The organism is Paenibacillus canaveralius (assembly GCF_047238265.1).
In the GTDB taxonomy this organism is placed as follows: Bacteria; Bacillota; Bacilli; order Paenibacillales; family NBRC-103111; genus Paenibacillus_F.
The window spans coordinates 2,171,831-2,184,121 of sequence record NZ_JBDFMM010000001.1; the positions used below are offsets into that span (position 1 = coordinate 2,171,831).

The 12,291-nt window shown below is 54.4% G+C and carries 10 protein-coding genes and 1 pseudogene; 8 read left to right on the forward strand and 3 right to left on the reverse strand.

Going from position 1 to position 12,291, the window contains the following annotated elements; translation table 11 throughout:
• The 6 genes and pseudogenes from mutL (at position 1) to ABC395_RS10285 (ending at position 7,812) form a co-directional block, all read left to right on the forward strand.
• Positions 1 to 2,358, forward strand: a complete 2,358-nt coding sequence (gene mutL, locus ABC395_RS10260; RefSeq protein WP_413002732.1) for a DNA mismatch repair endonuclease MutL — start codon at positions 1 to 3, stop codon at positions 2,356 to 2,358.
• A 203-nt stretch (positions 2,359 to 2,561) separates the two neighbouring features.
• The gene (locus ABC395_RS10265) at positions 2,562 to 3,335 is read left to right on the forward strand and encodes a class I SAM-dependent methyltransferase (RefSeq protein WP_413002734.1); all 774 of its coding nucleotides are present in this window, start codon (positions 2,562 to 2,564) and stop codon (positions 3,333 to 3,335) included.
• Positions 3,329 to 4,304, forward strand: a pseudogene (gene miaA, locus ABC395_RS10270) (tRNA (adenosine(37)-N6)-dimethylallyltransferase MiaA). The gene ABC395_RS10265 and the pseudogene miaA overlap by 7 nt, the downstream one beginning before the upstream one ends.
• Before the next feature lie 56 nt (positions 4,305 to 4,360).
• Entirely contained in the window at positions 4,361 to 4,606 is a 246-nt protein-coding gene (gene hfq / locus ABC395_RS10275) for an RNA chaperone Hfq (protein WP_009674373.1), read from the forward strand.
• Between the two features lie 152 nt (positions 4,607 to 4,758).
• On the forward strand, positions 4,759 to 7,326 hold the full coding sequence (locus ABC395_RS10280) for a transglycosylase domain-containing protein (RefSeq protein WP_413002736.1): 2,568 nt from the start codon (positions 4,759 to 4,761) through the stop codon (positions 7,324 to 7,326).
• 150 nt (positions 7,327 to 7,476) lie between these two features.
• On the forward strand, positions 7,477 to 7,812 hold the full coding sequence (locus ABC395_RS10285; RefSeq protein WP_413002738.1) for a hypothetical protein: 336 nt from the start codon (positions 7,477 to 7,479) through the stop codon (positions 7,810 to 7,812).
• Positions 7,813 to 7,963: 151 nt separating this feature from the next.
• Here the strand turns inward: ABC395_RS10285 and ABC395_RS10290 are convergent, their stop codons facing one another.
• The 3 genes from ABC395_RS10290 to ABC395_RS10300 form a co-directional block, all read right to left on the reverse strand.
• Complete coding sequence (locus ABC395_RS10290; RefSeq protein WP_413002740.1) at positions 7,964 to 8,185, reverse strand: hypothetical protein; 222 nt, start codon at positions 8,183 to 8,185, stop codon at positions 7,964 to 7,966.
• Between the two features lie 216 nt (positions 8,186 to 8,401).
• Positions 8,402 to 9,271 (reverse strand): SDR family oxidoreductase, encoded by an 870-nt coding sequence (locus tag ABC395_RS10295; protein WP_413002742.1) that lies wholly within the window; start codon positions 9,269 to 9,271, stop codon positions 8,402 to 8,404.
• 45 nt (positions 9,272 to 9,316) lie between these two features.
• Positions 9,317 to 10,090 (reverse strand): GNAT family N-acetyltransferase, encoded by a 774-nt coding sequence (locus tag ABC395_RS10300; protein ID WP_413002744.1) that lies wholly within the window; start codon positions 10,088 to 10,090, stop codon positions 9,317 to 9,319.
• A gap of 210 nt (positions 10,091 to 10,300) precedes the next feature.
• Here ABC395_RS10300 and lplA point away from each other — a divergent pair, with 210 nt between their 5' ends.
• On the forward strand, positions 10,301 to 11,311 hold the full coding sequence (gene lplA, locus ABC395_RS10305; protein ID WP_413002746.1) for a lipoate--protein ligase: 1,011 nt from the start codon (positions 10,301 to 10,303) through the stop codon (positions 11,309 to 11,311).
• Positions 11,311 to 12,225, forward strand: a complete 915-nt coding sequence (locus ABC395_RS10310) for a hypothetical protein (protein ID WP_413002747.1) — start codon at positions 11,311 to 11,313, stop codon at positions 12,223 to 12,225. The genes lplA and ABC395_RS10310 overlap by 1 nt, the downstream gene beginning before the upstream one ends.
• Positions 12,226 to 12,291 lie beyond the last annotated feature (66 nt).

A 12,291-nucleotide genomic window follows, 5' to 3' on the forward strand; every position in this document is an offset into this window, starting at 1 on the left:
ATGGGCAAAATTCGGCTTCTTGACGAGCATATCGCCAACCAAATCGCAGCTGGCGAAGTAGTAGAGCGTCCGGCATCGGTCGTGAAGGAACTGGTAGAGAACTCCATTGACGCCGGAAGCAGCCGCATCGATGTCGTGGCGGAAGAAGGGGGGTTGCAGCTCATCCGCGTAACCGATAACGGATCAGGTATCGAGAGCGAGGATTGCGAGCTGGCTTTCTACCGTCATGCGACGAGCAAAATCCAGTCGGGCAAAGATCTCTTTTCCATCCGGACCTTGGGATTTCGCGGTGAGGCCCTTCCGAGTATCGCGGCCGTTTCCAAAACGGAATTCGTGACGTCGACGGACGGCAGCGGTCTGGGGCGCAAGCTTGCCGTGGAAGGCGGGGACGTCGTTACGCAGGAAGAAACGTCCGCACGCAAAGGGACCGACATTTCGGTCAAAGAGCTTTTTTACAATACGCCTGCCCGCCTGAAATACATGAAGACCATCCAGACGGAGCTGGGGCATATTTCAGACTATATGTACCGGCTCGCCCTGGCGCATCCGGACATCGCTTTTACATTGAAACATAACGGCAACAGTCTGCTTCAGACGCTCGGAGGAGGCGATCTGCTGCAGGTTATCGCGGGAGTGTACGGATCCGCCGTCGGCAAACAGATGATCGCGGTCGGAGGAGAGAGTCTGGATTACAAAATTTCGGGCTATATTTCCCGTCCCGAGCTGAACCGGGCGAACCGCAGCGCCATTTCCATTATGGTGAACGGCCGGTACGTGCGGAGCTTCGCCGTCCAGCATGCCATCATGAGCGGATTTCATACGCTTCTTCCGATCAACCGCTTTCCGGTGGTCGTTCTGCACATCGAGATGGACCCTTCGCTTGTGGATGTGAACGTGCATCCGTCCAAGCTTGAAGTCCGTTTCAGCAAAGAGCCCGAGCTGGTAAAAATGATCGAGGATATGATCAAGGAAGCTTTGGGACGCCAGGTTCTTATTCCAAAAGGCGTTCAGGCCTCCGCACGGATCAAGGAATCGTTCGTTCAGGAAACGATGACGCTGTACCGGCCGGAGGCGGACCCTTTGCTGAAGCAGGGAACTACCCCGGCCCAGTGGAGAGAACAGTTGTCCGTCCCTGAGGACGGACAAGGTCCGGCTTCCGCGGAAACCCGCGAAGGGGCCGGGGAAGAGCGGGGCGCCGCCCGAGTAAGCGAAGAGGACGAGCGCCTGCGCAGCCTGGCTTCGCTCGATTCGCTTGCTCCGCCGGACGCCGCAGGCGAAAACGGAGCCGGCTCCGCGGCGGAGGCGTCCGCTCCCGGCGGCGACGTCGGGCGGGAGCGGCAGTCTCCCGCTGCCGGAACGGCGGGCTTGCGGGCCGGCGCGGAAGCGGCGCCGCATCAGGCGCCGGGCGGCGCGGAAGCGCAAGCCGGCAGCGGCTTTGCGGGCTCGTCCGCGCCGCACGCGGCGGACGACCGGCGCTCCGGCTTCGCCGCAGGCGCCAGAGCTCCCGGCGGCGTGCCGGCGTCAGCCGCGCGGGAAGCTGCGGCTTCGCAGCTGCGCGGGCCGCAGTTCCGGCCGCCCGCTGCCGAGCCATCCGGCGCGCCTTACGGCGCCGGGGCTTACGGCGGCGGCCAGCCGCGAGGCGGGGCAGCCGCCGCGGGAGGCCGGGCCGGCCGCGCATCCGCGCAGGACGACCGGCCGTACTCCCGCGAGGCGGCGGGCAGCCTGCTCGCCGCGCTGCCGACGCGCAGCGACAAGGAAGCGCTCAAGCGGCCGGATTTTCCGTCGCTTTCGCCGATCGGCCAGCTGCACGGCACGTATTTGCTCGCCCAGAACGAAGCGGGCTTTTATATGATCGACCAGCATGCCGCCCACGAGCGGATTAATTACGAATACTACTACACCAAGTTCGGGGAACCACAGGAAGCCAGCCAGGAGCTCCTCGTTCCGATCCCGCTGGAGTTTACATCGGCGGATTTTCAAGCGCTCCGGGACAAGCTGCCGCTTTTGGAGCAGGTAGGCGTTTATCTGGAAGCCTTTGGGGGTAATACGTACCTGGTGAGAGCCTATCCGCACTGGTTTCCGGCTGGAGACGAGCAGGCAATCGTCGAGGAAATGTGCGAATGGATTTTGACGGAGCGCAAGGGAGTGGACCTGTCCAAGCTCCGGGAAAAATCGTCCACCCTTTGTTCCTGCAAAGCCTCGATCAAAGCCAACCAGAGTCTGAGTACCGCGGAAATGGAAGCGCTGCTTGACCGCTTGGGCGGATGCGGCAATCCTTACACGTGCCCGCACGGCAGACCGATCGTCATTTCGTTTTCGACCTATGAGCTGGAGAAAATGTTCAAACGCGTCATGTAAAAGTTGGCATCCCAGCGCCTGGTTCAAGCGGGGGAAGCCTTTACAGGGCGTAGTTTTACGCTCTGCGGCCGCTCCGAAAGGATACGAACACGCGTTTTGACGTGCGGAAAGACTTTGTGATATGGTGTACATGTCCTTTGGCGGAAACGGGCGACCGTCCCGTCATCGGCTTAAAACTCGCTAACGGATAATGAGGGAATGTTGTGCTTGTAACCACATCTTACGACCCAGCCTCCGAAGACGTGGATAAAGCGATCGCCGCAGCCCGGACGCTGGGCGGCCGCTTTATACCGCGAAAACGGCTGACGCTTTCCGGAATGCGTTCGCGCTTCGGAGAAAACGAAATCCTTCTGATTACGAAGGAAGGCTTAAAATATGACTTCGGCGGCCCTCACGCGCTCTTTTTTCATCCGAGCATGGCCCTGGTCCGCTACAAACGGCTGCGTCAGGGTTCGGCCGACCCGCTTCTTCAATTGTCGGGAGCCGGCCGGGGCGACGCCGTCGTTGACTGCACGGCGGGACTCGCTTCCGATTCGATCCTTTTTTCTTTCGCAGTAGGGGAAGAAGGCTCCGTAACGGCTTGGGAACACGGCCGGGTGCTGGCCTATTTGCTCGAACGGGGCCTGGAGTCCTACCGGACGGGAGAAGCTGAATTCGACGCTGCCATGAGACGCGTTGCCATCCGGCAGGGAGATCATCTTGACGGGCTGCGCGCCATGGAGGACAACAGCTGCGACATCGTGTATTTCGATCCGATGTTCCGGGCCCCGATCCAGGAATCATCGGGTTTGTCGCCTCTGCGCAGTGCGGCGGACGACCGCCCTCTGGAAGCCGCGGCCGTGGAAGAAGCACGTCGTGTGGCCCGCCGCTGCGTCATCCTCAAGGAAGGCCGGCAGAGCGGTGAATTCGACCGGCTCGGTTTCCGCGAGACCGTTCCTACGGGCAGCAAACTGGCATACGGGGTGATCCGATGCTGAAAAACCCTGGCGTGAAACCGAAGCTGCTCGTTCTGATCGGCCCTACCGCGGTCGGCAAAACGAAGCTGAGCCTTGAAATCGCGGAGAGGTGGAACTGCGAGATCCTTTCCGGGGACTCCATGCAGGTGTACAGGGGGATGGATATCGGGACCGCGAAAGCGACTTCCGAAGAGAGGGCCGCAATCCCTCATCATATGATCGATATTCACGACCCCGGTTACCCGTACTCCGTCGCGGAGTTTCAACAGCGCGTCAGGCAGTTAGTGCCTGAGATTACGGAGCGCGGCAAGCTTCCTTTCCTTGTCGGCGGAACGGGACTCTACGTGGAATCCGTCTGCTACGAGTATCAGTTTCTGGAAGCCGGGGCGGACGAAGAATTCCGCCAGGAGAAGAACCGGTTCGCCGAGGAACATGGAGATGAAGCTCTCCACCGGACGCTTGCCGAGGTGGACCCCGATTCCGCGCTTAAGCTGCATCCCAACGACCGGCGGCGCGTCATCCGGGCGCTGGAAGTGTATCATCTGACGGGAAAACCGTTATCGGCCCATAATGCCGCCCAGAAAAAAGAATCCCCATACGAACTATGTATAGTCGGACTGACCATGGACCGTCAGTCTGCTGTACAAGCGTATCGAAGAGAGAATCGACATCATGATGGCCGAAGGGCTTGTCGATGAAGTGACAAGGCTGCTTGAAAGCGGAGTGCCCCGCCAATCTGTCGCGATGCAGGGACTCGGTTACAAGGAAATGGTCTCTTACCTGGACGGGGAGATCTCCTTGGAGAGAGCGGTCGAACTCTTGAAGCGGGACACGAGACATTTTGCCAAAAGGCAGCTTTCCTGGTTCCGTCATATGAAGGATATCCAGTGGATAGACGTCACGGATACCGCAAACTTTTCTGGGCATCTCGAACATTTCCATGATATAATAACAGGAAAGTTTGTACACGATAACGAATATAATGCATAAGCAAACGCTTGCTTTTAGACTTGGCTCAGTTTGATTATGTTAAGGGGGACCTTCTGATGAAACAATCGATCAATATTCAGGACAATTTTCTGAACCAGCTCCGTAAAGAAAGCATTCCCGTTACCGTTTACTTAACCAACGGGTTTCAAATCAGAGGGTTGATCCGCGCTTTTGACAACTTTACGATCATTATCGACAGCGACGGCAGACAGCAAATGGTGTACAAGCACGCGATCTCCACGTTTACGCCTCAGCGTTCCGTATCTTTGATGCCGGCGCCTGAACAGTCCGCTGCCGAATAACCGGTCGGCAACTTTTTGTTTACCTGCTTCGTCTAAATTAAAGAACCGTCCGGAACAACCTTATTTTATAGGGTTGTTCTTTTACTAGTTGATACTTTTTGCAAGGCAGCCTGCCCCAGAGAGAGCCATGCACAGAAAGAGAGGGAGCGTTAATGGCAGCAAGCAGTAAAACGCCTTCGAAAGGCAAAAAACCGAAAAAAAAGGGGAATGCGGCGAAGGTTATATTGGGTGTGATTATTGCCGCCCTTCTCGCGCTCATATGCGCGATGAGCATTTATTTAGTCGTTTATTTGAATGGTCTTAAAATTCTTACCGCGAACATAGACAAACTGGACGATGCCCTGGGAGCATCGGTTATTTATGATGCCGATAAACAGGAAATCGCCAAGGTCATCAAGGAGAACCGGGAGAACGTGAAGTTCGAGCAGTTTCCGAAGCAGCTTGTGGATGCTTTCGTAGCGACGGAAGACCGGCGCTTTTTCGAGCATGCCGGGGTTGATTTCTGGTCGCTCGGCCGTGCGGTCGTCAAAGATATTATCGCACGCAGCGCAGTCGAGGGGGGCAGCACGATCACCCAGCAGCTTGCGAAGAACGTCTTCCTGAACTCGGATAAAACGTTCTTCCGCAAAGGGACCGAGATGTCCATTGCCCTGGCCATTGATAACCGGTTCACCAAAAATGAAATTCTTGAGAAATATCTTAACCGGATTTACTTTGGCAGTCAGGCTTACGGGGTGAAAGCGGCGGCGAAGCGGTATTTCGGCGTGACTGATTTGAAAGACCTGCAGCTGTGGCAAATCGCAACATTGGCCGGTCTTCCGAAAGCACCTTCGAAGTATTCGCCGATTTCCGATCCCGAGGCTTCGAAAGACCGCAGAGCCGTTGTTCTCAGACTTATGACGGATCAAGGCTTGATCACCGAAGAGGAACGCGCCCAGGCGGCAGCCGTCGATTACGATCCGAAGAAGCAGACACCGGTTGCGCAAAGCGACTTGTTCCCGAGTTTCCGTGACTATGTGATCAAAGAAGCTTACGATCTATATGGGGTTACGGACGAGCAGATTTCCAACGGCGGATATAAAATTTATACGACGCTGAACAGTACGGCTCAGAAGGCGATGGATAAGGCATACACGAATGCGAAGCTATTCCAGCCGGACGGACCGGAGCAGCCGATGCAGAGTTCGATGGTTATTCTCGATAACGCCAGCGGCGGAATCGTCGCGATGATCGGCGGCCGGGATTATAAATCGGGAACGTGGAACCGTTCATTTAAACCGCGGCAGCCGGGCTCCTCGTTCAAACCGCTCGTTGTTTATGCGCCGGCGATCGAGAAGAAGGGTTACCTGCCTACGTCCATTCTGGACGACACGAAGCAGGAATTCGGCAAATACGCCCCGAGAAACTATGATGGGCAGTATCTGGGTCAAGTCGATATGACCTATGCGATCAAGAAATCCAAAAACATTCCGGCCGTATGGACGTTAAGTAAAATCGGCATCAACACCGGTAAAGATTTCGCCAAGCAGCTCGGCATCACGTTCGACGAAAACGACAACAACCTGGCCATCGCCCTGGGCGGCATGACCAAAGGGGAGTCTCCGCTGCAAATGGCGCAAGCTTATGCGGCCTTCGCGAACAACGGCGTTTATAATCAGGGACACGCGATCTTGAAAATCGAGAAAAGCGACGGAACCATAATCGATTATAAAGCAGAGCCTAAGAAAGTGATGAGCGAGAAAACTTCCTGGTACATGACTCAAATGATGAAGGAAGTCGTTACGAGCGGCGGTACGGGTACGAAAGCCGATTTCGGCCGTCCTCTTGCCGGTAAAACAGGTTCGACTCAGCTTGATTTGAAAGGACTGGAATCGCACTACCGCGATATCTGGTTCGTCGGTTATACGCCGCAGTGGACGGGAGCCGTCTGGGCCGGTTTCGACAAGACGGATTCGAAGCATTATATCCGCAAAAATTATTCGGACCGCGCCAACATGGTCTTCAGCGCCGTTATGGCCGAGGCGATGAAAGGCATTCCTGTAAAAGATTTCGAGCGTCCGAGCGGAGGCAAACCAATCGAGCAGGAGAAACCTCCGGTCCAGGAGAAGAAGAGCGTGACGGACTTGAGAGCAGGCTGGCAAAACAGCGGCGTTCGCTTGAGCTGGACGGCTGCTGAAGGCACGAGTGCCTACCAGGTCTTCCGCAAAGGCCCGGGAGAAACCGACTTCGGTCAGCTGACGCCTTCCAACTCTACGGAATACATGGACCAAACCGTTCAGCCCGGCGGGACGTATGAGTACTACGTCGTTCCGGCCAACGGAGACGCGGCAGGAATCCAATCGAACGTTGCGTCCGTAACCGTTCCGGGGACGGACCCGACTTCGCCGCCTGCCGATCCGAACGGCGACAACGGAAATAACGGTAATGGAGATAATAACGGGAACGGCAGCGATAACGGCAACAACGGCAATGGTACTAATGGAAATAACAACGGCAACGGTAATGGCAATGGAAACGGCAATACCGGTAAAGATAAAGACAAAGACAAGGACAAGGACAAAGAAAAGAACCCGGGCAATACGAGCGGCGGCACAGGAAGCGGCGGCGCTTCCGGCGGAACGGCTTCTCCGACCCCGACCCCAACTCCAACTCCGTCCGAACCGGGCGGCACGGGAACCTCGGGTTCCAGAGACGACGACAGGCAGCAGAACAACGGATAGCTGCCCTATATTCAGCACCCCTTACCTGATAGGTGAGGGGTGCTTTTTTTACGGGCTGAAAAAAGTTGTAAATTATTTCAATTACCCTCTTGTATTTCTTATTAATCCCAGTATAATACTAGGTATAAGGTGCTGAAGGAGCTGATGGTCATGCGAATACCCTCTGTACAAGAATGGTCCCGTAAATGGGTAGATGATCATCTTGATTTGTATAATTACGCCGGCTCCCTTGGAGACACAGAATGGCAGGAAGCCATAAAGGAATCGCTTAAGTTCCGGGACAATTACGTCCAGCAGGAAATCCGCGCGAAGCTGAAACAAGATCTTTGGAAGATGTATGATTCGATCAATCTGAAAATGCTGGAATTGTTCGAACAGCTCAGGCAGAGCAAGGACAGCACGCAGATTGAAACGATCCGGGAGCAGGTATGGGTGCTTAAATCGCAGAGGATTGAAATTTCGAAGAAGATATTGGCGGTCAAGTAAGATTGACAGGTTTAAAGGTTACGGGATTCTTACCGCAAATGTTTTGTGAAGGCAAAAGGCAAAAAAAAAGACATGCGGTCGTCCGCTCTGCCGGGATGATGCTCCTACTCATTGTGGGATGAATAGGGGATTCAGTTAGAAAGAGTCCGAATTACATAGACATTTGTTTCATTTCGCTCATCATCTTCATCATCATCGTCATTTTCTCGTCGCACTCTTGCATCTTGCCCATCATCATGTCCATATCCATGTTCATTTCAGACATCATGTTCATTTGCATCATGCTGTCCATCATGCACTTCATGTTGTTCATTTTGCACATCATTTCATCCATACACATGGTCATCATCATTTGCATGCACATTTTTTCCATTTTGGTCGCCTCCTTTCTCTATCAATTTTTTACTACTCTAGTAAGATACCCCATTTACCAATAAAAGGCAAGTCATATCGGCAAATTCGACAGAAAAATTTCTGTCTTTTTTTGGTTTTTAACAAAATTGTCAAAATCCCCGGCCCGGACAGTAAAAAACTGACGAGAGAACGTCTCTGCGTCAGTTTTTATCGTTATAGAGCCGTTAGGCTTGGCTCAGCCATTGACGACGGTGCCGCCGTTGACATGAAGAATTTGTCCCGACATGTAAGAAGAGTCGTCCGAAGCAAGGAAAACGTAACTCGGAGCGAGCTCCTCGGGTTGTCCGGCTCTCTTCATAGGCGTATCGGAACCGAAAGACGCTACCTTGTCCTCCGAAAAGGTCGAAGGAATAAGCGGGGTCCAAATAGGCCCCGGAGCTACGCCGTTTACGCGGATCCCTTTTTCAACAACGGATTGGGAAAGTGCGCGCGTAAAGGAGACGATGGCCCCTTTGGTCGATGAATAGTCGATCAGCGTCGGATTTCCTTTATATGCGGTAATGGATGCCGTATTAATGACGGCACTTCCTTTTTTCAAATGAGGGAGAGCGGCCTTCGTAAGGAAGAACATCGAGAAAATGTTGGTCCGGAATGTTTTTTCCAGCTGTTCCGCCGTAATATCTTCCAGGCTGTTCTGCGGATGCTGCTCGGCCGCGTTGTTGACCAGAATATCGAGCTTGCCCAGTCCGCTGACGGTCCGGTCGATTACTTGTTTACAGAAAGATTCGTCTCCGAGGTCTCCGGGGATGAGAAGGCATTTGCGGCCTTCCTGCTCTACAAGGGACTTCGTTTTTTCCGCGTCCGAATGCTCGCTTAAGTAAACGATGGCCACGTCCGCTCCTTCCTGGGCGTAAGCCACGGCTACCGCCCGGCCGATTCCGCTGTCACCTCCGGTAATGATCGCGACCTTGCCTTTAAGCTTGCCGGCCGGCCTGTATTTGCTGTCCTCGAATTGCGGCTGGGGAGTCATTTGCGTTTCAATACCGGGTTGGTTGTTCTGATGCTGGGGTGGAAATGTTTGCTTCTGCTCATTATTCGTCGTCATGAAAACCGTCTCCTTTCTGTTCTAGCTTACCTTGCTCCGAAAAAATCATGCTTGCGCGAAAACCCTGTAATGGTACCGGAAAAGGGGGTGGAACCCTGCGCTCTCATACAAATGAAGTGCGGGCACGTTGTCCTGCAGGACTTGCAAAAAAACACATCGAGCGCCGTTATCGGCACACCAGGCAGCCAAATAAGACAGCAGCGCTTTCGCAAAGCCTTGTCCCCGCCGGTCTTTCCGCACAATGATATTGGACAGAATCGCCTGTTTGTCGAAAGCATGGGCCGTACCCAGCGCGACGGTCTCTCCGTCGTCCGTCATCAGACGGACGAACGCCTTCGGAGCGGGCATGCGTGCCAGCAAACCTTCGTAGAAGGGTCGGGCTTCCGCGGCAAACCCTTCCAGCGCTATGAAGTCTTCCATCCATGCCGGATCGGGGGCCGTAAACAGCTCGGCGTTGACGCCGGCACGGTCTTGATGCAGGCGCAGTCCCGCAAGCATTTCCGCTGCCGGAGCAATCATTCCGAAGCAGGGGGCCGTTATAATGGCTCCCTTGTTCTCCAGTATGAGATCCAGCTCCGGCGGTGACGAATCGCTGATATGAAACGCAGCGGGCAGTCCGCGGTCCGAATAGAAGCGGCGTATCCGCCCGAACCAGCCGGGATCGTCCGGCAGGTCCCCGACGGCAAGCACGCTGTTCGCGCGTTTAGTAAACCCGCCCGCCGCTCTCAGGCGCCAAGGGCCGAGCTCTTCCGTTTCTTCCGGGGGCCACTGGTCGGCGGCCCATTTTTCCAACGCAATGATATCTGTCTTCGTATTCATCGGGTCATCTCCTTGACCTAACTCGTCTTTACCACGCAGGGGAAACTGTTAAACGAGCCGGCAAATTATAAACATGCATAAATATGTATAAAAATACATGACTCTTAATTTTTATTCAAGCTCTTTCGTGATGGAATCCGCCAACGGCATGAAAATATCTTTTTCGACAAAAATGATTTAAAATAAAAGAAAAACGCTGTGGAGGTCCCTATGCTGTTTATCGACAATCAATCCATCACAAAACCGCAGATCAATTTGGCGATTGAGGAATATGCGCTTAAGAATTTGCCTGCAGACGAAACTTATCTGCTTTTTTACATAAACGAGCCTTCGATCATTATTGGAAAAAACCAGAACACGGTTGAGGAAATCAACACGGAGTATGTGGAACAGAACGGAATTCACGTCGTCAGACGATTGTCGGGAGGCGGGGCCGTTTATCACGATCACGGGAATCTGAATTTCAGCTTCATCACTAAAGATGACGGCGAATCGTTCCATAACTTCCGCAAGTTTACGGAGCCCGTCGTCCAGGCCTTGCGCAAGCTGGGGGTAGACGCCGAGCTAAGCGGACGCAACGATATTCAAGTGGGCGAGCGAAAAATTTCGGGGAACGCCATGTTCGCGACGAAAGGGCGCCTGTTCAGCCACGGGACGCTGCTTTTTCAGTCCGATATTGAGCATGTCGTTTCGGCACTGCGGGTCAAAGCGGATAAAATCCAATCGAAAGGGATCAAATCCATCCGCAGCCGTGTCGCCAATATTACGGAATTTCTGAAGAAGCCTATGACGGTTGAAGAATTCAGACAAGAGCTTCTGGAAAATATTTTCGGCATGAAGGCATCGGAAGTGCCTCAATACGTTTTAACGGAGAAGGACTGGGAGGCCATCCACGAGCTTTCCGCGGAACGTTACGGCAACTGGGAATGGAATTACGGCAAATCCCCGAAAAGCGAACTCGTCAACTCCAAACGTTTTCCGATAGGGACGATTGATGTGCGGATGAATCTTGAAGAAGGCCGGATCGGCAAAATGAAGATTTACGGGGACTTCTTCGGAGTAAAAGACGTCGAAGAAATCGAGCGTCTGCTTACCGGCGTGAAGTACGATACGCAGTCGCTGAAACGGGCCTTGGAAGGAACGGACATTACCGCCTATTTCGGAGCGGTCGGCAAGGAAGAATTTATCGGGCTGCTGACCTTGAAAGGAGAGGAGGCATAATGCCTCGTCTCTCACGTAATTCATCGCCTCCGGCGGCATGTCCCCAGTGCAGCGGCAAGAGGTACATTTCTTTCAACTGGGCCAGGTTTCAGCACGGCAGCGACGCCGAATCGAAGCAGGTGCAGCGGGCGCTCAAGATCGAAAGACAGCTCAAGCACGGCTGGGAATACGCGTGCGTAAACTGCGGCAGCAGGTGGTACCTGGGCAGGGACGGCATTATGATGTCTTATATCCATCCGTCGAAAGCCGGACTGGTGGAGCATTGGAATGCGGGTACTTACGAGGTGTCCGATGAAATTTGGGATGAGCTCGGCAAAATCGGGGCTACCGCGCAGAGCAGCATTGCGGGCGGCCGGACTTCCGCGGAAGTTCCCTGCCGGGTAACAACCGTGCGCGGCGAGACGTTCGATATGGCGTATGTCAGCTTTCAAAGCCGGCCCCCGATTGATTTGTGGCAGGACGGCCGCCGTATCCGTTTTTGCGACGAGGTTGCGAGCGTGGAGCCCTCTCCGTATACGCTTCCGGCCGAAGTCCGGCTGGCGACGTCCCGGGCCGCAGAAATTCGGATGGGCTACGCGCCCACCGCGGTTCAAGCGCCTGACGGCCATCTTTTCCAGCTCAACTGGGCGAACGATTTTTTTGCCTCGGGGCCGTATAAGGGAGAAGATTTGAAGCTCACGGACTTGGCCGGGGACTGGGATCAGGCGGACATGGCAGGCGTGCCTTCGGAGCATATCCTTTACTTTGTGGCGGATTGGCGGACCGATCTGGATTCGCTTTATTTGGACGCGGAGGATGGCGGATCGTCAGCCCGAATACCTGCGGCTGCGGGAGAAGACGAGAATGACGCTGTTTCGGCGGAGGAAGATTCCGGAGAGGCGGAGAAGATGAAGGATGCGGAAGAGCGCGAGTGATCGAAATCAACTCGTGCAGGATGCAGGTAAGCCGGATTTTGAGATGTTTATAGGAATAGGAGAGGC

What these genes read in the sequence shown, in the direction of transcription:
- ABC395_RS10295 (WP_413002742.1), bottom strand. Translation starts at nt 9,271, where the DNA reads ATGACGACGAATAATGAGCAGAAGCAAACATTTCCACCCCAGCATCAG.
- hfq (WP_009674373.1), top strand. Translation starts at nt 4,361, where the DNA reads ATGAAACAATCGATCAATATTCAGGACAATTTTCTGAACCAGCTCCGT.
- lplA (WP_413002746.1), top strand. Translation starts at nt 10,301, where the DNA reads ATGCTGTTTATCGACAATCAATCCATCACAAAACCGCAGATCAATTTG.
- ABC395_RS10290 (WP_413002740.1), bottom strand. Translation starts at nt 8,185, where the DNA reads ATGGAAAAAATGTGCATGCAAATGATGATGACCATGTGTATGGATGAA.
- ABC395_RS10300 (WP_413002744.1), bottom strand. Translation starts at nt 10,090, where the DNA reads ATGAATACGAAGACAGATATCATTGCGTTGGAAAAATGGGCCGCCGAC.
- mutL (WP_413002732.1), top strand. Translation starts at nt 1, where the DNA reads ATGGGCAAAATTCGGCTTCTTGACGAGCATATCGCCAACCAAATCGCA.
- ABC395_RS10285 (WP_413002738.1), top strand. Translation starts at nt 7,477, where the DNA reads ATGCGAATACCCTCTGTACAAGAATGGTCCCGTAAATGGGTAGATGAT.
- ABC395_RS10280 (WP_413002736.1), top strand. Translation starts at nt 4,759, where the DNA reads ATGGCAGCAAGCAGTAAAACGCCTTCGAAAGGCAAAAAACCGAAAAAA.
- ABC395_RS10310 (WP_413002747.1), top strand. Translation starts at nt 11,311, where the DNA reads ATGCCTCGTCTCTCACGTAATTCATCGCCTCCGGCGGCATGTCCCCAG.